At 62.1% G+C, this 25,722-nt stretch carries 18 protein-coding genes and 2 rRNA genes; 12 read left to right on the top strand and 8 right to left on the bottom strand.

Features of this window, described 5'->3' with window-relative positions:
* Positions 1-79 precede the first annotated feature (79 nt).
* From JFU04_RS09015 to mrdA, 3 genes are all read left to right on the top strand, one after another.
* Positions 80-2,971, top strand: a 23S ribosomal RNA gene (locus JFU04_RS09015).
* Between the two features lie 170 nt (positions 2,972-3,141).
* Positions 3,142-3,257 (top strand): 5S ribosomal RNA (gene rrf / locus JFU04_RS09020).
* Positions 3,258-3,551: 294 nt separating this feature from the next.
* Positions 3,552-5,444 (top strand): penicillin-binding protein 2, encoded by a 1,893-nt coding sequence (mrdA, locus tag JFU04_RS09025; RefSeq protein WP_065907300.1) that lies wholly within the window; start codon positions 3,552-3,554, stop codon positions 5,442-5,444.
* 1 nt (position 5,445) lies between these two features.
* Here the strand turns inward: mrdA and JFU04_RS09030 are convergent, their stop codons facing one another.
* Positions 5,446-5,847: a GFA family protein gene (locus JFU04_RS09030; RefSeq protein WP_065907298.1), complete on the bottom strand. Its 402-nt coding sequence runs from the start codon at positions 5,845-5,847 to the stop codon at positions 5,446-5,448.
* A 98-nt stretch (positions 5,848-5,945) separates the two neighbouring features.
* On the opposite strand from JFU04_RS09030, the gene JFU04_RS09035 reads away from it, so the two are divergent.
* A complete protein-coding gene (locus JFU04_RS09035) occupies positions 5,946-6,413 on the top strand; it encodes an SRPBCC family protein (RefSeq protein ID WP_106804629.1) in 468 nt (155 codons plus the stop codon).
* Between the two features lie 40 nt (positions 6,414-6,453).
* Here the strand turns inward: JFU04_RS09035 and JFU04_RS09040 are convergent, their stop codons facing one another.
* Positions 6,454-7,041, bottom strand: a complete 588-nt coding sequence (locus JFU04_RS09040; protein ID WP_065907292.1) for a hypothetical protein — start codon at positions 7,039-7,041, stop codon at positions 6,454-6,456.
* A gap of 151 nt (positions 7,042-7,192) precedes the next feature.
* On the opposite strand from JFU04_RS09040, the gene JFU04_RS09045 reads away from it, so the two are divergent.
* The 3 genes from JFU04_RS09045 to JFU04_RS09055 all read left to right on the top strand — a co-directional run bounded on the left by JFU04_RS09045 (position 7,193) and on the right by JFU04_RS09055 (position 11,178).
* Positions 7,193-7,705 (top strand): sigma-70 family RNA polymerase sigma factor, encoded by a 513-nt coding sequence (locus tag JFU04_RS09045; protein WP_201143881.1) that lies wholly within the window; start codon positions 7,193-7,195, stop codon positions 7,703-7,705.
* Positions 7,702-8,676, top strand: coding sequence for a FecR family protein (locus JFU04_RS09050; protein ID WP_120448039.1), 975 nt, complete (start codon positions 7,702-7,704; stop codon positions 8,674-8,676). Before JFU04_RS09045 ends, JFU04_RS09050 begins: the two co-directional genes overlap by 4 nt.
* A gap of 87 nt (positions 8,677-8,763) precedes the next feature.
* The gene (locus tag JFU04_RS09055) at positions 8,764-11,178 is read left to right on the top strand and encodes a TonB-dependent siderophore receptor (protein ID WP_201143882.1); all 2,415 of its coding nucleotides are present in this window, start codon (positions 8,764-8,766) and stop codon (positions 11,176-11,178) included.
* Positions 11,179-11,218: 40 nt separating this feature from the next.
* Here JFU04_RS09055 and JFU04_RS09060 read toward each other — a convergent pair whose 3' ends face one another.
* Complete coding sequence (locus JFU04_RS09060) at positions 11,219-13,456, bottom strand: TonB-dependent receptor (RefSeq protein WP_201143883.1); 2,238 nt, start codon at positions 13,454-13,456, stop codon at positions 11,219-11,221.
* A gap of 277 nt (positions 13,457-13,733) precedes the next feature.
* Here JFU04_RS09060 and JFU04_RS09065 point away from each other — a divergent pair, with 277 nt between their 5' ends.
* From JFU04_RS09065 to JFU04_RS09085, 5 genes are all read left to right on the top strand, one after another.
* Complete coding sequence (locus tag JFU04_RS09065) at positions 13,734-16,091, top strand: DNA polymerase II (protein WP_065907277.1); 2,358 nt, start codon at positions 13,734-13,736, stop codon at positions 16,089-16,091.
* A 69-nt stretch (positions 16,092-16,160) separates the two neighbouring features.
* The gene (locus JFU04_RS09070; RefSeq protein ID WP_201143884.1) at positions 16,161-16,739 is read left to right on the top strand and encodes a GNAT family N-acetyltransferase; all 579 of its coding nucleotides are present in this window, start codon (positions 16,161-16,163) and stop codon (positions 16,737-16,739) included.
* 12 nt (positions 16,740-16,751) lie between these two features.
* Positions 16,752-17,375, top strand: coding sequence for a glutathione S-transferase N-terminal domain-containing protein (locus tag JFU04_RS09075; protein ID WP_201143885.1), 624 nt, complete (start codon positions 16,752-16,754; stop codon positions 17,373-17,375).
* Positions 17,372-18,607 carry a flavin monoamine oxidase family protein gene (locus tag JFU04_RS09080; protein ID WP_201143886.1) on the top strand — a complete coding sequence of 412 codons (1,236 nt, stop codon included), beginning with the start codon at positions 17,372-17,374 and terminating at the stop codon, positions 18,605-18,607. The genes JFU04_RS09075 and JFU04_RS09080 overlap by 4 nt, the downstream gene beginning before the upstream one ends.
* A gap of 131 nt (positions 18,608-18,738) precedes the next feature.
* Entirely contained in the window at positions 18,739-19,320 is a 582-nt protein-coding gene (locus tag JFU04_RS09085) for a DUF4174 domain-containing protein (protein WP_106804619.1), read from the top strand.
* 147 nt (positions 19,321-19,467) lie between these two features.
* Here the strand turns inward: JFU04_RS09085 and JFU04_RS09090 are convergent, their stop codons facing one another.
* The 5 genes from JFU04_RS09090 to JFU04_RS09110 all read right to left on the bottom strand — a co-directional run bounded on the left by JFU04_RS09090 (position 19,468) and on the right by JFU04_RS09110 (position 25,716).
* Positions 19,468-20,490: an acyltransferase family protein gene (locus tag JFU04_RS09090; RefSeq protein ID WP_201143887.1), complete on the bottom strand. Its 1,023-nt coding sequence runs from the start codon at positions 20,488-20,490 to the stop codon at positions 19,468-19,470.
* Between the two features lie 75 nt (positions 20,491-20,565).
* Positions 20,566-21,975 (bottom strand): lipid II flippase MurJ, encoded by a 1,410-nt coding sequence (locus tag JFU04_RS09095; RefSeq protein WP_201143888.1) that lies wholly within the window; start codon positions 21,973-21,975, stop codon positions 20,566-20,568.
* Positions 21,975-23,402, bottom strand: a complete 1,428-nt coding sequence (locus JFU04_RS09100) for an O-antigen ligase family protein (protein WP_201143889.1) — start codon at positions 23,400-23,402, stop codon at positions 21,975-21,977. The genes JFU04_RS09095 and JFU04_RS09100 overlap by 1 nt, the downstream gene beginning before the upstream one ends.
* Positions 23,403-23,404: 2 nt before the next feature.
* The gene (locus JFU04_RS09105) at positions 23,405-24,508 is read right to left on the bottom strand and encodes a glycosyltransferase family 4 protein (protein WP_065907256.1); all 1,104 of its coding nucleotides are present in this window, start codon (positions 24,506-24,508) and stop codon (positions 23,405-23,407) included.
* On the bottom strand, positions 24,499-25,716 hold the full coding sequence (locus JFU04_RS09110; RefSeq protein ID WP_201143890.1) for a glycosyltransferase family 4 protein: 1,218 nt from the start codon (positions 25,714-25,716) through the stop codon (positions 24,499-24,501). The genes JFU04_RS09105 and JFU04_RS09110 overlap by 10 nt, the downstream gene beginning before the upstream one ends.
* Between the last annotated feature and the right edge of the window lie 6 nt (positions 25,717-25,722).

The raw sequence follows: 25,722 nt of genomic DNA on the forward strand, positions 1-25,722 counted from the left end.
GTGAGTTCTCTTAAATGAGAAATTCGAATTTTCGGCGAATGTCGTCTTCACAGTATAACCAGATTGCTTGGGGTTATATGGTCAAGTGAAGAAGCGCATACGGTGGATGCCTTGGCAGTCAGAGGCGATGAAAGACGTGGTAGCCTGCGAAAAGCTTCGGGGAGTCGGCAAACAGACTTTGATCCGGAGATGTCTGAATGGGGGAACCCAGCCATCATAAGATGGTTATCTTGTACTGAATACATAGGTGCAAGAGGCGAACCAGGGGAACTGAAACATCTAAGTACCCTGAGGAAAAGAAATCAACCGAGATTCCCTTAGTAGTGGCGAGCGAACGGGGACTAGCCCTTAAGTGGCTTTGAGATTAGCGGAACGCTCTGGAAAGTGCGGCCATAGTGGGTGATAGCCCTGTACGCGAAAATCTCTTAGTCATGAAATCGAGTAGGACGGAGCACGAGAAACTTTGTCTGAATATGGGGGGACCATCCTCCAAGGCTAAATACTACTGACTGACCGATAGTGAACTAGTACCGTGAGGGAAAGGCGAAAAGAACCCCGGAGAGGGGAGTGAAATAGATCCTGAAACCGTATGCGTACAAGCAGTGGGAGCAGACTTTGTTCTGTGACTGCGTACCTTTTGTATAATGGGTCAGCGACTTATTTTCAGTGGCGAGCTTAACCGAATAGGGGAGGCGTAGCGAAAGCGAGTCTTAATAGGGCGTCTAGTCGCTGGGAATAGACCCGAAACCGGGCGATCTATCCATGGGCAGGTTGAAGGTTGGGTAACACTAACTGGAGGACCGAACCGACTACCGTTGAAAAGTTAGCGGATGACCTGTGGATCGGAGTGAAAGGCTAATCAAGCTCGGAGATAGCTGGTTCTCCTCGAAAGCTATTTAGGTAGCGCCTCATGTATCACTGTAGGGGGTAGAGCACTGTTTCGGCTAGGGGGTCATCCCGACTTACCAAACCGATGCAAACTCCGAATACCTACAAGTGCCGAGCATGGGAGACACACGGCGGGTGCTAACGTCCGTCGTGAAAAGGGAAACAACCCAGACCGTCAGCTAAGGTCCCAAAGTTATGGTTAAGTGGGAAACGATGTGGGAAGGCTTAGACAGCTAGGAGGTTGGCTTAGAAGCAGCCACCCTTTAAAGAAAGCGTAATAGCTCACTAGTCGAGTCGGCCTGCGCGGAAGATGTAACGGGGCTCAAACCATACACCGAAGCTACGGGTATCACGTAAGTGATGCGGTAGAGGAGCGTTCTGTAAGCCTGTGAAGGTGAGTTGAGAAGCTTGCTGGAGGTATCAGAAGTGCGAATGCTGACATGAGTAACGACAATGGGTGTGAAAAACACCCACGCCGAAAGACCAAGGTTTCCTGCGCAACGTTAATCGACGCAGGGTTAGTCGGTCCCTAAGGCGAGGCTGAAAAGCGTAGTCGATGGAAAACAGGTTAATATTCCTGTACTTCTGGTTATTGCGATGGAGGGACGGAGAAGGCTAGGCCAGCTTGGCGTTGGTTGTCCAAGTTTAAGGTGGTAGGCTGAGATCTTAGGTAAATCCGGGATCTTAAGGCCGAGAGCTGATGACGAGTTATCTTTTAGATAACGAAGTGGTTGATGCCATGCTTCCAAGAAAAGCTTCTAAGCTTCAGGTAACCAGGAACCGTACCCCAAACCGACACAGGTGGTTGGGTAGAGAATACCAAGGCGCTTGAGAGAACTCGGGTGAAGGAACTAGGCAAAATGGCACCGTAACTTCGGGAGAAGGTGCGCCGGTGAGGGTGAAGGACTTGCTCCGTAAGCTCATGCCGGTCGAAGATACCAGGCCGCTGCGACTGTTTATTAAAAACACAGCACTCTGCAAACACGAAAGTGGACGTATAGGGTGTGACGCCTGCCCGGTGCCGGAAGGTTAATTGATGGGGTTAGCTAACGCGAAGCTCTTGATCGAAGCCCCGGTAAACGGCGGCCGTAACTATAACGGTCCTAAGGTAGCGAAATTCCTTGTCGGGTAAGTTCCGACCTGCACGAATGGCGTAACGATGGCGGCGCTGTCTCCACCCGAGACTCAGTGAAATTGAAATCGCTGTGAAGATGCAGTGTATCCGCGGCTAGACGGAAAGACCCCGTGAACCTTTACTATAGCTTTGCACTGGACTTTGAATTTGCTTGTGTAGGATAGGTGGGAGGCTTTGAAGCGTGGACGCCAGTCTGCGTGGAGCCATCCTTGAAATACCACCCTGGCAACTTTGAGGTTCTAACTCAGGTCCGTTATCCGGATCGAGGACAGTGTATGGTGGGTAGTTTGACTGGGGCGGTCTCCTCCTAAAGAGTAACGGAGGAGTACGAAGGTGCGCTCAGACCGGTCGGAAATCGGTCGTAGAGTATAAAGGCAAAAGCGCGCTTGACTGCGAGACAGACACGTCGAGCAGGTACGAAAGTAGGTCTTAGTGATCCGGTGGTTCTGTATGGAAGGGCCATCGCTCAACGGATAAAAGGTACTCCGGGGATAACAGGCTGATACCGCCCAAGAGTTCATATCGACGGCGGTGTTTGGCACCTCGATGTCGGCTCATCACATCCTGGGGCTGAAGCCGGTCCCAAGGGTATGGCTGTTCGCCATTTAAAGTGGTACGCGAGCTGGGTTTAGAACGTCGTGAGACAGTTCGGTCCCTATCTGCCGTGGACGTTTGAGATTTGAGAGGGGCTGCTCCTAGTACGAGAGGACCGGAGTGGACGAACCTCTGGTGTTCCGGTTGTCACGCCAGTGGCATTGCCGGGTAGCTATGTTCGGAATAGATAACCGCTGAAAGCATCTAAGCGGGAAACTAGCCTCAAGATGAGATCTCACTGGAACCTTGAGTTCCCTGAAGGGCCGTCGAAGACTACGACGTTGATAGGTTGGGTGTGTAAGCGCTGTGAGGCGTTGAGCTAACCAATACTAATTGCCCGTGAGGCTTGACCATATAACACCCAAGCAATTTGCTTGCTTCGAGCTGAAAGGCAAAAGAGCACCAGATTGCGGTGTGTGAAGACGAAATGAACCGAAAATTCGACGCTCACAAAACACCGAAAGCTATCACATACCCAATTTGCTGAAGCGAGGCCATCTGGTCACGACTCAGTACCCGAATTTCTTGACGACCATAGAGCATTGGAACCACCTGATCCCATCCCGAACTCAGCAGTGAAACGATGCATCGCCGATGGTAGTGTGGGGTTTCCCCATGTGAGAGTAGGTCATCGTCAAGATTAAATTCCAGAACCCCTGTTTGCTAACGCAGACAGGGGTTTTGTTTTGGGCGGTCGAAAAGCACGCCCGGTAGAGGACACCGCGTTCCCCGGTCACGAATAGACGTCCTGCTCTGAAGGCCTTGCTGAGGCTTGATCCCACGCTTTCATGACAAAAATCGCTATCGGCATGCCGTTCGGGGAAATCGATGCAAAGTGTTTCTGCATTTTTGGTATGGTGCAGCACATTTTCACAAGGACTGATCTTTATCCGCAGGATGCGGCGTCGACCTTCTTCAACGAGATGCTGTAGAAATGCCTGAACCAATACCCATCAAGGATCACGAAAAAGAAAACCGCCTGGTCAACAAGCGCCTGCTCGCCTGCGCGCTGCTGGTGATCGGCATCACCTGTGCCCTGGTGGGCCGCATGTATTTCCTGCAGGTGGTGCAATACGACTATCACTCGACGATTTCCGAGAATAATCGGGTCCACGTCCTGCCGATAACACCGACTCGCGGGTTGATCTACGACCGGAATGGCGTGGTGCTCGCCGACAATCGTCCCAGCTACAACCTGACCATCACCCGGGAGCGCACCACAGACCTCAAGGGTGAGCTGGACGCCATCGTCAACCTGCTGCACCTGCCTGCTGAAGACCGTGCGGTGTTCGACAAGGCCTTGAAGCAGGCACGCCATCCTTTCGTCCCGGTGACATTGTTTTACGAGCTGACCGAAGAGCAGATCGCGGTCCTGGCCGTGAACGAGTTTCGCTTGCCTGGCGTCGACGTAGAGCCGCAGTTTGTCCGGCACTACCCGCTGGGTGCGCACTTTGCACACTCCATCGGCTATGTCGGGCGCATCAACGAGAAAGAGTCCAAGGCTCTCGACTCGGTGGAGTATCGCGGTACACAGTCCATCGGCAAGACCGGCATCGAGCGTTTCTACGAGTCCGAACTGCACGGCCACGTCGGTTACGAAGAGGTCGAGACCAACGCCCAGGGGCGAGTGCTGCGCGTGCTCAAGCACACCGACCCGATCCCTGGCAAAAATATCGTGCTCAGCCTCGACGTCCACCTTCAGGAAGCCGCCGAGGAAGCCTTGGGCGATCGCCGTGGCTCGGTGGTCGCACTCGACCCGCAAACCGGCGAAGTCCTGGCCATGGTCAGCAAGCCGAGTTTCGACCCGAACCTGTTTGTAACCGGCATCAGCTTCAAGGAATATGCCGCGCTGCACGATTCCATCGACCGGCCGCTGTTCAACCGCGTCCTGCGCGGGCTCTATGCGCCGGGTTCGACGATCAAGCCTGAGGTGGCCATTGCCGGGCTCGACAGCGGTGTGGTGACCGCCCAGACCCGCGTGTTCGACCCGGGCTACTACCAGCTCCCCGATTTTGATCACAAATACCGCAACTGGAACCACAGCGGTGACGGCTGGGTCGACATGGACGCCGCCATCATGCGTTCCAACGACACCTACTTTTACGACCTGGCCCACAAGCTCGGCATTGACCGCCTGCACGACTACCTGGCGGAGTTCGGCCTGGGCCAGAAAGTCTCCCTGGACATGTTCGAAGAGTCAGCCGGCCTGATGCCATCCCAGGCCTGGAAACGTGCGACCCGCCGCCAGCCATGGTTCCCAGGCGAAACCGTGATCCTCGGTATCGGCCAGGGCTATATGCAGGTCACGCCATTGCAATTGGCCCAGGCGACAGCATTGATCGCCAACAAGGGCGTGTGGAATCGCCCGCACCTGGCCAAGACCATCAACGGCGTGCCGCCCGTAGACGAGAACCCGATGCCGAATGTGGTCCTCAAGGACCCGCGTGACTGGGAGCAGGTGAACCATGGCATGCAGTTGGTGATGCATGACCCGCGCGGCATCGCTCGGGCCGCCGCGCAAGGTGCGCAATACCGCATCGCCGGCAAGAGTGGTACTGCGCAAGTGGTCGCGATCAAACAAGGTGAGCGCTACAACCGCGACAAGACTCTGGAGCGGCATCGCGACAACGCCTTGTTCGTCGGCTTTGCCCCGGCCGAGCATCCGAAAATCGTGATCTCGGTCATGATCGAAAACGGCGAAGCCGGTGGCCGGGTGGCAGGCCCGGTGGTGCGGCAGATCATGGACGCCTGGCTGCTCGACCAGGAAGGTCACCTCAAGCCGCAGTATGCGACCCCGGCTAAAGCACCGGGTGACCCGCACGTCTGAGTCACACCTGCCACTCGTCCCACTGGTCTACGCCCGTGTAGGCCAGCCAGGGCACGTCATGCGCCGTCCAGATGTGCGCGGTGGGCCGCACGCCCGGATCATCATCCAGCGTCGCCACCCGCACAATCACATGCGGCTGGTGCCCACGCTCGGCCATCAGGTGTGAGCCGCAGCGCGAGCAGAAATGCCTGAGCTTGCCCGGCGAAGACTCGAATGACGACAACAGACCCTCGCCTTGCGTCCAGCGAAAATGCTCACGCATCACCCCGGCTGTCGCCACAAACGCGGCCGCGTGCACCTTGCGGCAGCTGTCGCAGTGGCAGTGGCTGATGGGCATGTCCAGGCGCTCCACCTGGTAGCGGACGGCCTTGCAGAAGCAACTTCCATTCAACGCATCAGTCATAACGTAATGTCGGGTCAAGGATGGGGTCATCATCATCGCGCACAACCCAAGGTTGCGCATTGTTCGATGTCGCCTACTGTCAATGGAGGAGGTGACTTATGCACGTATTAGATCGCATAGAACGAAAAGTCCTGCTGAACGTTTCACGCAAACACGTCTGGGAAGCACTCACCGATGCCGAGCAATTCGGCAACTGGTTCGGAATTGCCCTGAAGGGCAAAACCTTTGCAGCGGGGGAAACCATCAAGGCGCCGATCACTTATCCGGGGTACGAGCATGTGATCTGGAATGCCAAAATCGAACGTATCCTGCCACAGACACTGTTCTCTTTCTGGTGGCACCCCTTTGCGGTGGAGGAGGGCGTCGACTACGACCAGGAAACCCCGACACTGGTGGAGTTCACCATCGAGGATCGCGCGCCGGGCATTTTGCTGCGGGTCGTCGAATCCGGCTTCGATGAAGTGCCCGAAGCCCGTCGGCAGAAAGCCTTCAAGATGAACTCCCGGGGCTGGGACGAGCAGATGAGCAACATTGAAAAATATTTGACCCAGGCCCGCCAGGCCTGACCCCAACGGGCATCATCACTGATGCCCGCGTTGATAGCTGTCAGCCTTCGTGAGCGGTGGTGATTTCCAGTGTGTCGGTAAACGTCACCAGCACACTCTGACCGACCTTGAGGTCCTTGAGGCCCGCACGAATCTCCGGTTTCTCGACATTCAACACTTTGCTCGCACCGGCCGGGTTTTCCAGGGTGACCTGGTTTTTCTTCAAGTCGATGTGCGTGATCTTCAGTTGCACCTGTACCTGGCGGAACGCTGCGCCGCCTGGGTTGGGATTATCGGCGGTGGCGCGGATCACACCGGTTTTTTCGCTGGCATCCGGCGCACTTTTGTCCACATCGGTGTCCAGCACGGCGGCGACGGAGTGCGTGGTCAGCACTTTGACCTGGTCGCCGACCTTGAGATTACCCAGGTCCTTGGCGGCGTCGGTAAGTTGCACATGCACCTCGCCACCGTCGGCGCCTTGCAGCACCACCTGATGCTTGGCGGCATCCACGGCCAGCACTTTGGTGGTGACTTCGTCGGCTTCCAGGGTCTTGGACAGCGGGATATCGGCAGCGAAGGCCGTGAGGTTGCCGGCGGCCAGCAGTGTGACCAGGGCGATGGCGTGGCGAAGAGGGCGCGTTACTTTCATTTAAGGTACTTCCATGTAAGAGGAACTCCTGAGTCTAGTGGAGGGGCGCAGATACACAAATGCGCTGCAGGCTGGGTGTTTTAACGATTGCAATGTGCCAGAGTCTGCGCAGATAATGAGATGAATTATCATTAACGTCTGGCAGTGTTGCGTGTCCACACCTACTGATCCCAAGGCCCTTTTAGCCGCGCTCTACGACGATAACCATCGGTGGTTGCGTGCGTGGTTGTATCGCCAGTTGAAGTGCCCCCAGGATGCCGCAGACCTGACCCAGGACACCTTCATCCGCGTGCTCGATGCGCGCCAGCTCACCCAACTTGAGGAGCCGCGGGCGTTTTTGAGCACGGTTGCACGCCGACTGTTGTTCAGTTTCTGGCGGCGCAAGCGCCTGGAACAAAGCTACCTAGAAAGCCTGGCTTTACTGCCCGAGTGCTACAGCCCTTCCGAAGAAGACCTTGCATTGGTTCGCGAAGCGTTGGAAAGCATTGACCGGCTGCTCAACGGCCTGCCGGCGCGGGTACGCCAGATCTTTATCCTGAGTCGTCTCGAAGGCTTGACCCAACCTCTGATCGCGCAGCAACTGAATGTCTCCCTGGCGACTGTCGAGCGCGATTTGCGCAGGGCGTTCCTGCATTGCCTGGCGGAATCGGCGGAGCTGGCATGACGCAGCCCAAGGTGGATGCCTGTACCCGCGAGGCCGTCGATTGGCTGCTGCGCCTGGAGGCGGCCGGCGAGGACCGCGACCTGCGCCAGGCTTTCGACGCCTGGTTGCACGCCAGCCCCGAGCATGCGGCGGCCTGGCAGCGGGTGGGCAACCTGTTGCAGCAACCGATTGCCGCGCTGCACCGGGTCGAGGCGCACAGCCCTGGCCAATTGCGTGCGGCGTCCCAGGCGCTGATGACGCCCGACACCGTGTCGCGCCGCAAGGTGCTGCGTGGCGGCCTGGCGCTGGTGTTGTTTGGCGTCAGTGGCGCTGCGCTGCTCGACCGTGCCCAACCGCTCAACGGGTTGTGGGCCGACCGGCGTACCGCCACCGGCGAGCGCAGTACCTTCACGTTGGCCGACGGCAGCCGCTTGAGCCTCAACGCGCGCAGCTCGGTGGATATCCAGTTCACTGAGCAACGCCGCGTCGTGCATCTGCGTGAAGGTCAGGTGTTTGTCGATGTCGCCGCCGATGTCCGCCGGCCGTTTGTCATCACCACCGCGCAGGGCGAAGTCCAGGCCCTCGGCACGCAGTTCATGGTCAGCCAGGAAGCCGCTGGCAGCCTGACCTCGGTGCAACTGCACAGTGTGAAAGTCACCACCCAGGGCGGTCACCAGCGGCGCGTGGAAGCGGGGCAGGCGGCGTGGTTCAGCGAGGAATGGGTGCGGCCGGTACCGTTGTCGGCAGCCGGGCGGGTGGATTGGCGCGACGGTCGGGTCGACATTCGCGACGAGCCGCTGGGCTCGCTGATCGATGCCTTGCGCCCGTATCGCCGGGGCGTGCTGCGCATCAGCCCGCAAGCGGCGGCGCTGCGTGTGTACGGGGTGTACCCGCTGGATGACGCCGAGCAAACGCTGCAATCGCTTGCTCAGACATTCCCGTTGCGCATTCGCCGCTATGGGCCGTGGTTGACGCTGATTGACGTGCAATAAACGATTATTTTCACAGGCCGTGAGGGGATCGCACGTCTCGCGAGTCAGGGTTAGAGAACGCCAACCTGACAACGAGTATCCACCCCTATGGCACCCTTGATGATTCGTCCTTGCCTGCTGACGCTGGCCATTACGCTGGCCGTCATCGGCCAACCTGCGATGGCCCAGGACACCACCCATTATTTCGACCTGCCTGCGGCCGCGCTGGGTGACACCCTCAGCCGTTTGTCCCGTGAAAGCGGGCGCACCCTGTCGGTGACCCCGGCCTTGCTGCAAGGTCGCCGGGCTGCTGCCGTACAGGGCCAATTGACGCCGGAGCAGGCCGTGCAACAGGCGCTGGCCGGCAGCGGGCTGGGCTTGATCATTACCGACAACGGCACCTGGAGCCTGTACCTGCTGCCCGAAGGCAATTCGCTGAACCTGAGCCCCACCACCGTGACCGGGTCGGCCACGGAAAATGCCTGGGGCCCGGTAGACGGTTACGTCGCCACGCGCAGTGGCACCGCGACCAAGACCGATACACCGATTCTGGAAATCCCGCAGACGGTCAACGTGGTCACGGCCGACCAGGTCGCGGTCCAGGGTGCACGCAACCTCACGCAGGCCCTGCGCTACACGCCGGGCATCGACACCAACGGCTACACCGACCGCAACACCATTGCCGATGAAGTCGCCAGCCGTGGCTTCGCGCCAACCCTGTTGTACCTCGACGGCGCCTACCTGCCGTACGCCGGCAGCCTGGGCGGCGCCCCGCAAATCGATCCGTACACCCTCGAACGTATCGAAGTGCTCAAGGGCCCGGCATCCGTGTTGTACGGGCAAAACCAGCCGGGCGGGATGATCAACATGGTCTCCAAGCGGCCAACCACCGAGGCGCGGCACCAGGTCAAGTTCGGCATCGGCAGTTATGACCGGGTCAACGGTGCGCTGGATTTCAGCGGGCCAATCGATCAGGCCAAGACCTTGAGCTATCGCCTGATTGCCCTGGCCCGTGACGGCAACGAGATGGTCGACCACGCCACCGACAGCCGCACCTTGCTCGCGCCCAGCCTCACCTGGGCGCCGACCGACGAGACGGCGCTGACGGTCTACGCACAGCTGCAGCGCGACAAGTCCCTGGCCGACTACCAGGCGCTGCCCGCCATTGGCACGCTGTACCGCAGCGCCGAGGGCCGGCATATCGACCGCGACACCTTCCTGGGCGACTCGGACTGGAACGACTACATCCGCGACCAGTACGTGCTCGGCTTCGATTTCTCCCACGCCTTCAACGACAACCTCGAATACCACTCGACGGCGCGCTACACCGACGTCAACGACCGCTACAAAGGTTTCTACCTGAACCGCTTCGTCACGCTCCCGGATAACAGCATCGACGACACCCGCGCCACCCGCACCAAGCTCGACTGGCGCCAGCACAACTCTGCCTACACGATTGATAACAACCTGCAGTTCAAATTCGCCACTGGTGCGCTGGACCATACGCTGCTGACCGGCGTCGATTATCGCCAGTTCACCCGCAGGTACCAGGGCTACAACCTGTACGGCGCAGAAATCATCGAGCTGTATAAACCCAGCAACTACCACACCCTGGGCCAGCCGACCCTCACCACCAAGTGGGACAACACCATCAAGCAGACCGGCCTGTACGCCCAGGACCAAATCAAGCTTGACCGCTTTATCCTCACCGTCGGCCTGCGTGAAGACTGGGCCGAAGTCGAGAACCGCGACCTGCTGGCCGACAGCACGGTCAGCCAGAAAGACAAGAAACTCACCCGGCGAATCGGCTTGACCTACCTCACTGATTTCGGCCTGGCGCCCTATGTCAGTTACGCCGAGTCGTTCTTCCCCAGCATCGGCAGCCAGGCCCCACAGCGCGGGGCCTCGGCGTTCAAGCCGGTGGAGGGCGAGCAGTACGAGGCGGGGGTCAAATACCAGCCCAACGACAGCTCATTGCTGACGTTGTCGGTGTACCAGATCAAGCAGAAGAACGTGCTGACCGGCGACATTGAGTACCCGGAGTATCAGTTGCAGGAAGGCGAGGTGCGCTCGCGGGGTGTCGAGTTCGAAGGCAAGACGCGTGTTGGCCAGTTCGAGGTGATTGGCGCGGTGGCCTACCTGGACTCGTTCTACACCAAGAGCAATTATGGTGATAAAGGCAACCGCAACGAGTCCCAGGCACCGTGGACCGCCAGTACCTGGGTCGACTACCACTTCGCGAGCAATGCCCTGGCAGGCCTGACCGTCGGTGGGGGCGCTCGTTACACCGGCAAGAAATACGGCGATTCGGGCAACACCTTCAAAACCCCTTCGTTTGTAGTGTACGACACGACCATCCGCTACGACCTGGGCCGTGTCAGTCCCACGCTCAAGGGCGCGGAAGCCAGCCTGAACGTGCAGAACCTGTTTGATCGCGAGTACGTTTCGGCATGCAACTATGCCTTTGGCTGCTATTACGGTCAGGAGCGCACGGCATCGTTGGCCGTGTCCTACGACTGGTAGCCTGCAACGGGTGGCAGCCCAGGCTGCCAACCGTTGACGTTTAGAAGTCCACCGTCGCCGACAACTTCGCCACGCGCGGATCGCCCTGGGTCAGGTAGCCGCCCAATGCCGATTCCCAGTACTTGGTATTGGCGACGTTCTCCACTGTGGCGCCCAGCGTCACATCCCGCTGATCGACCTTGAAGTTATAGCGCGCACCCACGTCGAACCGGTTCCAGGTCGGCAGGCTGAGGTTGTTGGCCGCGTCGGCGTACTGGCCGCCGGTGCGCAACATGCGGCCATTCACGCTCACGCCTTGCAGGCCCGGCACATCCCAATCCACCCCGGCATTGAGCTGGAACGACGGCACGCCGATAGCGCGGTTGCCGTCGTTGGTGCCGTTGGCCGTGCCGCTGACTTCGGTGTTTATCAGAGTGGCGCCGCCCAGCAGGCGCAGGCCTGGGACAGGTTCACCGAAGACATTCAGCTCCACGCCCTTGTTGACCTGGTCACCCTGGAATACATAGGTCGCGGTGCCGTCCGAATTCAGCTGGGAATAGCCCTGGGTCGGCTGCTCGATGCGATACACACCGAGTGTCGCACCGTAGGTGCCCATGTCGACTTTGACGCCGGCTTCAGTCTGTTTCGAACGCGCGGGGGCGAAGGTCTGGCCGTTGTTGGTGACCCTGGCGTTATTGGCCGCGGTCTCCGGGGCGGTGGGTCCGGATGCCAGCCCTTCAATGTGGTTGGCGTAGAACGACACGTGGTCCCACGGCTTGAACACCAGGCCATACACCGGCGTGGTGATGCCCTTGGCGTAGTTGGCGTTGCGTGAGCCGGTGCCGTATTCATAACCCTGGACCACCAGCTCCTGGCGACGCAGGCCGGCGGTGAACAGCAAGCGGTCATCCATGAAGCCGAGGGTGTCCGACACCGCCGCGCTGCGCGCGAAGGTCTTGGCGGTGATGCCCGGGTCGTTCAGGTCGCTGCCGGAGGTGAAGCCACCCTTGGCTGGCGCTGTCACATCGACGGGGTTGTAGAGGTTGGTCGCTTGCGTGCCGGAGGCAAAGTCGAAGGCGTTGCGCGCCTGGGTCCAGGTGCCGGTCAGGCCGAGGTTAAGCTTGTGGCTGACGGCGCCGGTCTGGAACTTGCCATTCAGGCCGGCCATCAGGCTGGTGTTGTCTTCCTGGTGGGCGATATTGGAGCCGCTCACGGTGGCATTGCCCTGCGCGTCGATCACGGTGAGCGACGAATAGCGGCCGATTTCGCGGGTGTGCTTGGCGCCGCCCGCGACATACGCGGTCCAATTGTCATTGAGGTCGTACTCGCCGCGCAGCATGCCAAAGGTGTCTTCCAGGCTGGTGCTGTCCCACTTCGGCGCGTAGTTGGTGTCCGCCGAGGGCGCGTTGGGGATGCTGGTCAGGCCCGGGCCGAGAAACACCGAGTTACGCCCGCCGTTGACTTGCTGCTTCTGATACACAAAGTCGCCGGACAGGCGCAGGGCATCACCGCGATAATCCAGGCCGACCGAAAACAGCTTCGAACGCTGGCTCTCGTCGTCCACACCGGTATCGCCTTCGCGCTGGGAAATATTCACCCGTGCGCCAAACCGATTGTCTTCGCCAAAACGCTGGCCGATGTCCAGGTGTTCGCCGATGCGGCCATCGTTGCTGATATCGGTGCTGAAGCGGCGCAAAGGCACGTCATCGGCACGCTTGGGTTGCAGGTTCACACCGCCGCCGATGCCCGAGCCACTCGGCGTCACGCCGTTGATAAAGGCGTTGGGGCCCTTGAATACTTCGACCCGCTCCAGGGCGTCGGTGGACATCAACTGGCGCGGCAGGATGCCGTACAAACCGTTGAAGGAAATATCGTCGCCGTTGAGCGGCAGGCCACGAATCACGAACGCCTGGGATTGGTTTGCAAAGCCTGACGCCTGGCGCACGGACGAGTCATTGAGCAGGACATCACCAACCGTCTCGGCCTGCTGGTCACGGATCAGTTTCTCGGTGTAGGAGGACATGCTGAACGGCACATCCATGATGTCCTGGTTGCCCAGCACACCCAACTGGCCGCCGCGTGCCACCTGGCCGCCGGCATATACCGGGGGCAGGGCGCCGGGCGATGGGGCGTCGGCGTTGATGTTGGTGGCGCCCAGTTCCAGCGTGTTGCCATCCTGACTGTGGTTCGCATCCTGCGGGGTGGCTGGGGTTGCGGCGTGAGCGGCAAGGCTCAGGGAGCAGCAAAGGGCGAGCAGGGTCGGGCGAAACGGCACGGCGAATGGGGTACGGGTGGGCATGGTCGATCCGGACGGCGAACCGTCAGTGGTGAGGAAAAGGGCAACAACGTTGCGCGTCCTCGCTGCGCGGATACGACTCCGGTGCGAATGATAGTGATTGTTATTAATGTTCTGCAACAAAATTGTGAAGCGCGTGAGCGTGCCTGCGCGGACGGCCGACCAGCGGCCCGCGCAGTGTCCTGCTGCGCGGGTTGACGGATAAATGCCATCGCCCATCGCGTTTGCCCGGATGCCGAGTAGAATCACGCCCTGAAAGCGATTCCTGAGGTGCGGTACGGTGGATTTACAGCAGGGTTTTGTCCTGACCCGGCATTGGCGCGATACCCCGGCGGGCACGGAGGTCAGTTTCTGGCTGGCCACCGACCACGGGCCACGGTGTATCCGCCTACCCGTGCAGACCTCGGTGATGTTTATCCCCGAGGCCCATCGCAAGCCGCTGGATTGGCTGCTCAAGGGCGAGCGCGATATCGAGTTGCGCCCGCTGCAGTTGTGCGACTTCCACCATCGCCCGGTGCTGGGCCTGTACACGCGCCAGCACCGCCAGGCGATGGACCTGGAAAAACGCCTGCGTGCCGCCGGGGTGGATGTCTACGAGGGCGACGTGCGCCCGCCCGAGCGCTACATGATGGAGCGCTTCATCACCGCCCCGGTGTGGTTCGGCGGCGTCGCCGATGCCGACGGCACGCTGCTTGACGCGCAGATGAAACCCGCGCCTGATTACCGCCCGCCGCTGAAGCTGGTGTCGCTGGACATCGAGACCACCGCCCAGGGCGATCTCTATTCCATCGCCCTCGAAGGCTGCGGCGAGCGCCAGGTGTACATGCTCGGCCCGCCGAATAAAACCGACGCGGTGGACTTCAAGCTCGACTACTGCGACACCCGCGCCCAACTGCTCGAGCGCCTCAACCAATGGCTCGCCCTCCATGACCCCGATGCAATCATCGGCTGGAACGTGGTGCAGTTCGACCTGCGCGTGCTCCACGAACATGCCCAGCGCCTGGGCGTGCCGCTGTTGCTCGGGCGCGGCGGCGAACCGATGGCCTGGCGCGAGCATGGCAGCCGTAACCACTACTTCGCCGCCGCGGCCGGGCGGCTGATCATCGACGGCATCGAGGCCCTGCGCTCGGCCACCTGGAGCTTCGAATCCTTCAGCCTGGAAAACGTCGCGCAGACCCTGCTGGGCGAGGGCAAGGACATCTCCACGCCGTACCAGCGCATGGACGAAATCAACCGCATGTTCGCCGAGGACAAGCCCGCCCTGGCGCGCTACAACCTCAAGGACTGTGAACTGGTCACGCGGATTTTCGCCAAGACCGAGCTGCTCAAGTTCCTCCTCGAACGCGCCAGCGTCACCGGGTTGCCGGCTGACCGCAACGGCGGCTCCGTCGCCGCGTTCACCCACCTGTACATGCCGCTGATGCACCGCCAGGGCTTCGTTGCGCCGAACCTCGGCGACAAGCCGCCCGAGGCCAGCCCCGGCGGTTTTGTCATGGACTCGCGCCCCGGCCTCTACGAATCGGTGCTGGTGCTCGACTACAAAAGCCTCTACCCGTCGATCATCCGCAGTTTCCTGATCGACCCGGTGGGCCTGATCGAAGGCCTCAAGCACCCCGACGACAGCACCTCTGTGGAAGGCTTTCGTGGTGCGCGTTTCTCGCGTACCCGCCATTGCCTGCCGGCCATCGTCGCGCGGGTGTCCGAAGGCCGCGAAGAGGCCAAGCGCGAACATAACGCGCCGCTGTCCCAAGCGCTGAAGATCATCATGAACGCCTTTTACGGCGTGCTCGGCTCCAGTGGTTGCCGGTTTTTCGATACGCGGCTGGCGTCGTCCATCACGATGCGCGGCCACCAGATCATGCGCCAGACCCGCGAGCTGGTCGAAGCGCAGGGCTATGAAGTGATCTACGGCGACACCGACTCCACCTTCGTCTGGCTCGGCGGTGCGCATACCCAAGAGGACGCCAGCCGCATCGGCCACGCGCTGGTGCAGCACGTCAACGCCTGGTGGCGTGAGCACCTGCGTACGGCATACGGCCTGCAAAGCGCGCTGGAACTGCAGTACGAAACCCACTTCACCCGGTTTCTGATGCCGACCATTCGCGGCGCGGAGGAGGGCAGCAAGAAACGCTACGCCGGCCTGGTGGTGCGCAGCGACGGCAGCGAAGAGATGGTCTACAAAGGCCTGGAAACCGTGCGCAGCGACTGGTCGCCCCTGGCCCGGCAGTTCCAGCAGGAGTTGTACCAGCGCATTTTCCATCGCCAGCCCCATCAGGACTACATTCGCGACTACGTACGCCGTACCCTCAGCGGCGAATTCGATGAGCTGCTGATCTACCGCAAGCGCCTGCGCCGCCAGTTGGATGACTACGAGCGCAACGTGCCGCCGCATGTGCGTGCCGCGCGCCTGGCCGATGAATACAACGACCGCCTCGGGCGTCCGCGCCAGTACCAGCGCGGCGGCTGGATCAGCTACGTGATCAGCGTCAACGGCCCCGAACCGCTGGAGGTGCGCCAGGCGCCGATTGACTACGACCACTACGTCACCCGGCAATTGCAGCCGGTGGCCGATGCGATCCTGCCGTTCGTGAATGACGATTTCGGCACCCTGGTCGGCGGGCAAATGGGCCTGTTCTAAAACACTTGCCGAGGCACTGCGCGAGCCTGCACTCTTGGTCACTGACGACCACCCGACGGCGCAGCTCCCATGACTCACATTACCTTGACCGGCACTATAGTCGAACTCCAGCCCCTGCAACCCGAACACAAGGCCGCCTTGCTCGACGCCGCCGCCGATGGCGAGCTGTGGAACCTCAAGGTCACCAACGTGCCGGGCCCCGGCACCGTCGACCAATACATTGATACCGCGCTGGCCGGGCGTGCTGCGGGCAGCGTGATCCCGTTCACCATCGTGCGCCGCGACACCGGCCAGGTGGTCGGCAGCACGCGGTTCTGGAAGGTCGACCGGGTCAATCGCAAGCTGGAGATCGGCCACACCTGGCTGGCGCTGTCGACGCAAAAAAGTGCGATCAACACCGAAGCCAAGCTCCTGCTGCTGACCTACGCTTTCGAGGTGCTGGACTGCGTGCGGGTGCAGTTCACCACGGATGAACTCAACGAAAAATCCCGTGCTGCGATTCTGCGCCTGGGCGCCGTGCAGGAAGGCATCGTGCGCCATGAACGCATCATGCCCGACGGGCGCAAGCGCAACTCGGTGCGTTTCAGCATCATCGATTCGGAATGGCCGCAGGTGAAAGCCAACCTGCAGGCGAAGCTGCTGCGATAGGAGAAAAGGCCCATGTACACGCTCTACGGTACCGACGAGTCCGGCTCCTGCATGATCGAAATCGCCCTGGCGCGTTGCGCGGTCGAGTGGCACCGCGTGGATGCCAGTTCCTGGCAGGAAGGCCCGGGCACCGACGCCCTGGCCCGCATCAACCCGCTCAAGCAGATCCCCACGCTGGTCACCCCTGATGGCCAGGTGTTGACGGAGAGTGCGGCGATCCTGATCCACCTGGGCCTGGAATACCCCGACGCCAACCTGCTGGTGGGCAACCGTGGGCAGATCCTGCGCGGCCTGGTGTACATCGCCGCCAACTGTTATTCGGCCATTGGCATCATCGACTACCCGCAACGCTGGCTGGGCGAGGCCGAACCCGTGGTGCAGAACCAGTTGATCACCGGCACGCGGCGCTATCTGCACCAGGCCTGGGTGGTGTTTGCCGATCAGTTTGCCGACCAGTTGTTTGCGCCCGGCGGCGAGCCGAATGCGCTGGGCATCATGGCGGCGGCGGTGTCGCGCTGGGACGCGGCGCGCGAAGCGCTGGCCGCCCTGGCGCCGGGTTTTGCCCAGAGCCTTGCACAAGTGGATGCCGATCCCGTCGTGGCCCCCGTATTCGCGCGGCATTGGCCCGCGCAATGACCGCGCCGCGGCCTGTCGCCTGGCACGTCACGCGCTGGTGCGATGACCCCTTCAGCCAGGGCGCCTACAGCGCGTTGTTGCCAGGTGGCGAGCCGAGCCTGCGGCGCCTGTTGTCAACGCCGATTGATAATCGTCTGTTTCTTGCTGGCGAAGCCTTCAACCACGATCACTCGGCCATGACCCACAGCGCCTGGGACAGCGGGCTGCGCGCCGCCAATGCGGTGATCGCGACCTCGGCTCGAACGGTGATTGTCATCGGTGCCGGTTTTGCCGGCCTCGGCGCTGCCCGCGCCTTGCAGGCGCAGGGCGTGGCGGTGCGCGTACTCGAGGCGCGTAACCGCATCGGCGGGCGAGTGCACAGCGTAGCCCTCGGTGGGCAAATGGTGGATGTGGGCGCCGCCTGGTTGCAGCAGTATGCCATCAACCCGCTGGCGCGGCGTGCCGAGCAGTTGGGCCTGGAGCGGCGCCCGACAGACTTCTCGCAGCCATTGGCCGCCGCGTGGGACGGTCCGTTGCCGGACATCAACCGCGCCTATGCCCGACTCAAACAGGCCATCGACCGTCAGCAACCGTTGGCGCCCGGCGTCGACCGCTACCTGGCCACCTTGACCGCCAGCGAGCGCCGCGCGGCACGCTATGCCATCGACGCGAACCTGATCCTCGAAGCCGGTTTGCCCCTGGACCAGCTTTCGACCCAGACGCTTGACGAGGAGGGCGTCGGCCATGGCGACCAGTTTTTGCCGCACGGTTACGGGCAACTGCTGGCAGACGCTGCCAGCGGCCTGGATATCCACCTCAACCACCCTGTGCAGCACATCAGTTGGGACGAGCACGGTGTGCGCGTGGATGATCGGGATGCCGATGCCTGCATCTGCACGGTGCCGATACCGGTGCTCAAGCAATTGAGCTTTACCCCGGACTTGCCGGCGACGTATCGCCACGCCCTGGAGCGGTTCACCATGGGCCGCCTGGAAAAAGTCGTGCTGCAGTTCGATCAGCGTTGGTGGCCGGCGTCCGAGGACGGCTACCTGCGCTGGTACGACGCGCCCGCCAATTGGGGCGAGTGGCTGGATTTGACCGATGCGGTGGGCACGCCGCTGATTGCCGGGCTGATCGCCGCATACGCCGTGGACCGCCACTATCCAGGCAAGACAGATGAGCAGATCGCGCTGGCAGCCTGCGAAAAACTCAGCGCCTGGGCTTCCGCAATCAGAAGAAACAATGACTCCTGAACCTACCCAAACCCTTGCGTAGCGGGCGTCCTGGCCTACGCTTTCTTAAAGTGGTGTAGGAATCATCCTTGAATTTGACTGTCGCAGACATGAAACTCAAGAACCCTGCATGGAATTCAAAGGAGGTGCGCATGCTCATCCGGTCGCTGACCCTGGCTACCTTGATGGCTTTTACGGGGCCGCTGTTGGCTGCTGATGATATCAACCCGCTCAAGCAGGACTTGGGCAAGTCCCGGCCGCTGGTGGTGGTGGAGTTGGACTCCGGCAACGCCGCGCTGACGGACCTGAAGAAACAGCTGGAAGAGCCGGCCACCAAGCAAGCCTTTGAAGAGCGCAGCATGGTGTTCTACACCGTGAAGTTCGGCAGCATCGGGGCCGAGGGCGAGAAGTTCGCCAAGGACCCCAAGGACAACAAGAAACTCACGCCGCCTGAAACCAATGCGCTGATCCGTGCCCTCAAGCTGGGCGCCGGCAGCGGCACCAAGGTGATCCTGGTTGGCAAGGATGGCGAGAAGAAAGTCGAGAAGACCGTGCCACCGGATACCCTCGACCTGAAGGAATTCTTCAGCGCGATCGACCAGATGCCGATGGCCGAGAAAGAAATGGCCGCCCCGGCCGAGCCTGAACCCGCTGCCGCCCCGGCCGCGAAGCCAGGCGCCAAGGCGGGTAAGCCGGCCAAGCATGCCGCGCCGCAACAGCAACTGGATGATTGACCTGCGCCCAAGGCGCTGGCTGACCCAGCGCTGATCGAAGCGCTTATGTAGGGAGGGAGCTTGCTCCCGCTCGACGGCGCAGCAGCCGCAAGCGTTTTGGCGGCGCTGCGTACCTCAGCCGGAGCAAGCTTTCTTGCCACACAGGCTTCAGGTGCGCGGTTCAGAAACTTTACGCTGCGGAAACGGAAAGTAGAAAAACCGCAAGAACGCCACGCGCTTGATCACTTCCCCGATCAACAACGGCACCCCAACCCCCACCACAAAACCGATGCAGGCCGCGACAAATGGCGGCAGGCCCAGGCGCTCCATCAGGTCAAACGTCTTGTGCTGGATCTCCCCATGGAAGATCAACAGGATCAGGGTCGATTGGCCGATATAGGTCATCACCCGCGTGATCAGCGCCGACACCATCAGTACCCGCGCCAGCGCCCAGCACACGTACACGCCAATCACCGCCAGCAGGCTGGTCCACAGCCAGTGGTCGTAGCGACGCTGCGCCAGGTCCATGGTGTCGCCCCGATAGAGGAACACGGCGGCGAACAACACCACCGACACCAACAAGGTCAGCAGCGACCCCGCATGGGTGCGCAGCCAATTGCGCAGCAGGTAGCCGTAGATGAAACAGGCGCTGCTGATCAGGGTGATATCCAGGCTGAAGGGCAGGCCGGGCAGCACCCAGGTTTGTCCGCCCAGGGTCACCGGCAGTTGCCAGAAAAACGGCAGCATCCAGATGCCCACCAGCAGCGGCACCAGGGTCAGCGCGCAACTCACCGCCAGCGGCAGGTGCTGGATCAGGCGCAATACCGCCCAACTGAACAGGATCGCCACCCAGAAGTGCGGCAGGAACCACATTGCTTGCCACGGGATGGTGTCCACCGAGGCATACAGCACGCCACCGATGTCCGGCAGCAGCGGTTGGCCACGCAGCACATCGCGCACGATCACATACACCAGCATGGTGAAGAAAAACGGCTTGAGCAGGCCATCCGCCTTGCGCACGGCCATCTCCCCGAAGGGCTGCTCCGGCTTGAACAGCACCCCGGACAGAAAGAAGAACAACGGCAGCACGAACGACGCCAGGATCGGGTACATCAGGTCCGGGGACGTGGCGACAAACCAACTGTGGGCATACACGATCACCAGGATGCCGATGCCTTTGGCGATATCCATTTGAATCCAACGATGTTTCACCTGTTCATCCTCCCTCTGTGAACCGCACAGCCCCTGGCAGGAACTGGCACGCCGTCATGCCTTGCGCCACGGCTTGAGCCATAGTCCCATCCCCAGCAACACCAGGATGCCGGCCAAGGTGCTCAACCCCAGTTGCAGCCACACGCCTTCAATACGAAACAGCGCCAGCGCCGCCAACCCCATCACCAGTGCACTGAGCAGCCATTGGCGCACCCAGGGCAGGGCGTCGAGCAATGCCTGGCGCTGCATCAGCAGCAACGCGGTGCAGATCACCCCGGCCAGCGCGGCCAGCGGGATTCCGGCCAGGCCAAACACAAAGGGCAGGGCGCCCAGCAGCAACACGTTGACCAGGCTCCCGAGCAACTCGCAGCGCAACGGCTGGCGCGTGTCGCCGGCGGCATAAGCGTAGCGGGCGAGCAAGGCGTTCCAGGCGCCGAATACCAACGGTACGGCGAACCAGGCCAGCAGCAGCGGCAATGGCGAATCCGCCGATTGCTTGGGCAGTAGCAGCGCCACCAGGCTCGGCGCTGCCGCCACCAGGCCGACGCCGGCGGGCAGCGTCAGCACGCTGGCGGTTTCCAGGCCGCGCTTGAGCAGGGCCAGGCGCTCATCGCCCTGGCGCCGGCTCATCATGCCCAGCAGCACCTGATTGAGGCTCATCAGCGCAATCAGCGGCAGGTTCATCAGTTTGCGGGCCAGGTTGACCCAGGTCACCGCGCCTTCGCCCAACAGCGACGCCACCAGGCGCTCGATCAGGGCCAGGCCCTGGCTGGCGCCGTTGCTCAGCAAAAGCGGGCCGATGCGCTGGCCCAGCTCGCGCAGCGGCGCGAAGGTCAGCTGCCAACGCCACGGCCGCCAGCCTTGGCGCCACACCGACGGCAGCAACGCCAGCGGCATCAGCAAGCTGCCCGCCAGGCAAGCCAGGGCCAGCGAGTGCGGTTGAGTCGCGGTGCCGGCGAGGGCGAGGTAGGTCACGGGCGGCAGGTTGAACAGCAACGAGCCCAGCCCCGCCAGCACAAAACGCTCGCCCGCCTGCAACGGAATGCTGAACAGCGCATGCAGCATCAACCCCGGCACGCACCAGGCGACGATCTGCAAATTGCTCGCGGCGAGGGCGGTGGCGCTGGCCGCCAAGCCGGGGCCGAGCAGTTGCACCAGCCATGGCGCGAGCAGCGTCAGCAGCAGGCTGGTCACCAGCGCGATCAGCATCAACGCCGGGAACAACACGGCCAGCCAATCCAGGCGCTCACCGTCCTTGCGCTGCAGGTACAGCGGCAGCGCGGCGGCACTCAGCACGCCACCCGCCAGGGACATGCGCAGCGCTTCCGGTAAAAACAGCGCGATCAGAAACGCATCGCTGCGTTCACCCGCGCCCCACGCCGCCACCAGCAACCATTCACGCGCAAACCCCAGGCACAGGCCCAGCAGGGTCGCCAGGGTCAGCCAAACGGCCGAGCCGAGCATCAGGGACGCGCGCCATCAAGCAGCGGCTTGCGAAACACCACCGTCTTGACCTGCGGCAGGCGCGCCGGAAACAGGCGCCGCGCCTCCAGCACATTGATGCCGACCATCAACCAGAACAGCGCCACCATCACCACTGCGAAGCTGAAATAGTGGTCAAACAAACCGCTGACCAGCGCCGACAGAATCCCACCGGTGGTGCCCAGCCACAGGGCGTTGTCCTTGGTCAGGCGAATCGGGCCTTTTTCCGGACGGGCCTCACGCCACCAGCGCACGGTCACCGCGACGAAGAACAGCATGCCGACGATGCCGATCTTGTAGATGTAGTTCAGCCACAGGTTGGAAATCCCCAGGAAATGCGTGCCCGGCACCGGCGGGTCGACCTTGAAGCCGATGCCGAACGGGTAGGCCGCCACCGCCTGCGGGAACATGCGGTATTCGTCGAAACGCACTTCGGTACTGGCGTTGTCCGAAGAGAAAATCGTTGCCAGGCGCTCCTGCAACGGCGGGTAGGCAATCACCAGCGCCACGGTCAGCGCCGCGCCGATCATCAACAGGCGCCCGGTGTACGGCACGCGCCGCGTGGCCATCCACATCAGCACCAACGCCAGGCTGACCATCGCGCCGCGGCTGCTCGCCAACAGCAAGGCGGCCGCCCCCAGGCACGCCACGCCCAGGCCGAGAGCGCGTTTCCAGCCTTGTTCGGTCATGCCAAAACAGAACGCCAACGGCAGCAGCAGCGCCATGATCCCGCCGATGGCATTCGGGTGCGTCCACGGCGAGCCCATGCGCGAGGACATCGCCTCCAGGCCGAATTTGAGCATGTCGATGTTGGCGTAGTTGAACAGCGCCAGGATCGGCGCAATCCCGGCGCCGGAGCGGGTGCGCACAAACACCGCGATCGACAGCACCAGCATCGCCAGGGTACCCAGCAGCAGGGCGATCACCAGCGCTTCCCGGTGCTTGTGGTCCACCAGCAGTTTGGCCGCGATAAACACCCCGGAGAGGTTCAGCAACCAGCGCAGCCAGTTGGCCACGCCGCTGGTGTCGGCATGGATAGTGACTTGGCCGACAATGAACGGGAACACGCTGAACAGCATCAGCCACAACAGCATCTGGTCGGTGGGGCGCCGCGCGAGGCCTGGTGTATCGGGCAGGCGCGCGAGAAAGCTGTGCCACAGGATGGCGCCCCAGGTCAGCGCCAGGATCGCTTCGCTGACGGTACTGCGGATGCCCAGGTTGATCGTCGAAAACGGCATGAACGTCGCCACCAGGGCAAACAGCAACAGGCCCCAGAACGGAAAGCGCAGGATCGTCACCGCGCCCGCCAGGCCGACCACGGCGAGGAAGGCCTTGGCCGGTGACAGCAGCAGGGCGAGGGCGCCGAACAGCAGGCCGAAGAGCACCGCGACGAGGCTTGCCAGGTTCACTCTCACTTCAGTTCCTCGATCAGTTCGGCCAGGCGTCGACGGTAGGCGTGATGGTTGAAACGCTCCGCCCATTGGCGCCGTTGCGCGGCGGATTCTTCAATAGGCTGCTGCGCCAGGCTGACCATCAACTGCACCAGCGCCGGGCCGTCGGTAGGCGAAAAACGTGGCGCCGACGGCGGGGTGATTTCATCCAGCGAGGTGCCGCTGGCCACTGCCACTGCCGTGCCGACGCTCAGGGCTTCGATCACCGGCAGGCCAAAGCCCTCGGCGTAAGACGGTTGCCACAGGCGCGACGCCTGCCGGTACAGCGCATGCAACTCGGCATCCGACACGCCGCTCAGCGCCCGAATCCCCGGCAGCGTGCGCTGGGATTCGGGCAGGTGTTCCAGGCTGCCCACCAGCACCAACTCCGGCACGCCGGGGGCCTGGCGTCGCGCCTGCTGCCAGGCATCGACCAGAAACGGCACGTTCTTGCGCAGCTCGCGCGTGCCCACCAGCAACCAGTAGCGCTCCGGCAGTTGGCGCGCCGACAGGTCCGCTGCCAGCTCGGCAAAGGCGTCGACCTGATTGGGCAACACGCGAATCTTGCCCGCAGCCTTGGGAAACAGCCGCGCGGTCTCATCAGCGCTGTACTGCGACGGCGTCCACACGCGGTCGGCGCTGTGCACCGCGTAGGCAATCGACAGGCGATCGCTGGTCTTGTAGATCAGCGCCTTGAGGCGGTTGGCGTGGTAGTTGTCCAAGGTGATCTGGAACAGGTCATGCAACAGCACCACGCTGCGCAGGCCCTTGGGCTTGGGCGGCAACGGCAGGCCCATATTGAAGGTGCTGATGTACAGGTCGATGTGCTGCTCACGCAAGGCGTGCGGCAAAAAACCAGCCTCGAAACGCAGGCGATTCTGCGGTTGGTGCATGGCGGTCTTGGCACAGCCCCAGGCCGGGCAATGGGCCTTCAAGCGGGTTTCGTCGCCCAGCGGCGCCACGGTAAAGCGCTCAAGCTCGATGCCTGGGAAGGTGCGCAGGGCGCTTTCCAGCGCATACACCTGGCGGCTGATGCCCGATTGCGGCGACGTGCCGACGGTGCGGTAATCCAGGCCTACACGCATGCGGGCTCCTTGTATGTGAGCGGTAAAAGGCTCGCGTACACCTGCTCCAACTGGCTGGCGGCAACGCTCCAGTCATGGGCGCGGCGTACATAGGCGCGGCCGGCTTCACCCATCGGTTCGGCGGCATCGGGGAACTGCAACAGGCGCACCACCGCGTCCGCCAAGGCGGTCGCGGTTTGCCCGCCGAGGTAGTCCAGGCCTTCCACCAGGTCCAGCCCCGACACGCCCTGTGCGGTGCTCGCCAGCGGCAGGCCGGCGGCCAGGGCTTCCAGCACCTTGAGCTTGGAGCCTCCTCCATGGCGCAACGGTGCGAGGAACACCGAACAGCTCGATTGCAGCGCCAGCAGGTTGGGCACGAAGCCTTGCCATTCGATCCGCGGGTCCTGCCAGCGTTCGCGCCAACTGGCCGGCATGCCGAAGCCGCAGACACTCATGCGCGCCTGCGGGCAGCGCTCCCAGACCTTGGGCAGGATGTCATCCAGGGCCCACTCGATGGCGTCCACGTTCGGCGCGTATTCGTAGTTGCCAAGGAACAGCACGCGGCGTGTCGACGGGTCGGGCCGGGCGGCGGCGAAGTGGTCGCAGTCCACGCCATTGACCACCACCGGCACCGGCTTGCCGGCGATTTTTTCCAGCACCTGGGCATCGCTGTCGGTCACTGCGATTACCTGTGTGGCCTGGCGCATGACCCGGCGCTCCCAACGTGCATAGCGCCATTGATCGTAGCGAATGAACGGCAGCGCCCAGCGCGGCAGACGGTCGTAGGTGGCGGCGCCGAGGGCCGATTCGACGTTGTGCTCGGTCAGCACGAACGGTTGGGATTTGCGTGCCAGCGCGTCTTCGTAAGGTTGGAAGGTGTAGGTGTGCTCGATCTGCACCACATCCCAGTGCTCATCCAGCAACCTGTTGAAGGTGTCCTGCAAGGCGCCCGATAGGCCATTCACACTGGCGAGCAGCGGGTAGGGCGCAAACAGCCCGGCCAACAGGGTCGTGGCGCTGCGCAGCGGGCGGCGCGGCAGGACGATCAGTTGCTCGAGAAACGCCTCCAGCACCTGGCGGTAGGCGAGCGACACCGGGTGCTTGTCATGCAGCAGCAAGGTGATCCGGTGCCCCCGCGCGGCGAGGCTGCGCAGCAGATGGAACTGGCGCGTCTTGCCGCCGCTGGTGGCGGGCCAGGGCGAGTAGGGCAGGATCCATAAAATGCGCATGGCAGG

This window comes from Pseudomonas sp. TH21 (assembly GCF_016651025.1).
In the GTDB taxonomy this organism is placed as follows: domain Bacteria; phylum Pseudomonadota; class Gammaproteobacteria; order Pseudomonadales; family Pseudomonadaceae; genus Aquipseudomonas; species Aquipseudomonas aylmerensis.

Bases quoted from the DNA above. Each gene is read 5' to 3' on its own strand.
- mrdA (WP_065907300.1), top strand. From the start codon at position 3,552: ATGCCTGAACCAATACCCATCAAGGATCACGAAAAAGAAAACCGCCTG.
- JFU04_RS09030 (WP_065907298.1), bottom strand. From the start codon at position 5,847: ATGACTGATGCGTTGAATGGAAGTTGCTTCTGCAAGGCCGTCCGCTAC.
- JFU04_RS09035 (WP_106804629.1), top strand. From the start codon at position 5,946: ATGCACGTATTAGATCGCATAGAACGAAAAGTCCTGCTGAACGTTTCA.
- JFU04_RS09040 (WP_065907292.1), bottom strand. From the start codon at position 7,041: ATGAAAGTAACGCGCCCTCTTCGCCACGCCATCGCCCTGGTCACACTG.
- JFU04_RS09050 (WP_120448039.1), top strand. From the start codon at position 7,702: ATGACGCAGCCCAAGGTGGATGCCTGTACCCGCGAGGCCGTCGATTGG.
- JFU04_RS09055 (WP_201143882.1), top strand. From the start codon at position 8,764: ATGGCACCCTTGATGATTCGTCCTTGCCTGCTGACGCTGGCCATTACG.
- JFU04_RS09060 (WP_201143883.1), bottom strand. From the start codon at position 13,456: ATGCCCACCCGTACCCCATTCGCCGTGCCGTTTCGCCCGACCCTGCTC.
- JFU04_RS09070 (WP_201143884.1), top strand. From the start codon at position 16,161: ATGACTCACATTACCTTGACCGGCACTATAGTCGAACTCCAGCCCCTG.
- JFU04_RS09075 (WP_201143885.1), top strand. From the start codon at position 16,752: ATGTACACGCTCTACGGTACCGACGAGTCCGGCTCCTGCATGATCGAA.
- JFU04_RS09080 (WP_201143886.1), top strand. From the start codon at position 17,372: ATGACCGCGCCGCGGCCTGTCGCCTGGCACGTCACGCGCTGGTGCGAT.
- JFU04_RS09085 (WP_106804619.1), top strand. From the start codon at position 18,739: ATGCTCATCCGGTCGCTGACCCTGGCTACCTTGATGGCTTTTACGGGG.
- JFU04_RS09090 (WP_201143887.1), bottom strand. From the start codon at position 20,490: ATGGATATCGCCAAAGGCATCGGCATCCTGGTGATCGTGTATGCCCAC.
- JFU04_RS09095 (WP_201143888.1), bottom strand. From the start codon at position 21,975: ATGCTCGGCTCGGCCGTTTGGCTGACCCTGGCGACCCTGCTGGGCCTG.
- JFU04_RS09105 (WP_065907256.1), bottom strand. From the start codon at position 24,508: ATGCGTGTAGGCCTGGATTACCGCACCGTCGGCACGTCGCCGCAATCG.
- JFU04_RS09110 (WP_201143890.1), bottom strand. From the start codon at position 25,716: ATGCGCATTTTATGGATCCTGCCCTACTCGCCCTGGCCCGCCACCAGC.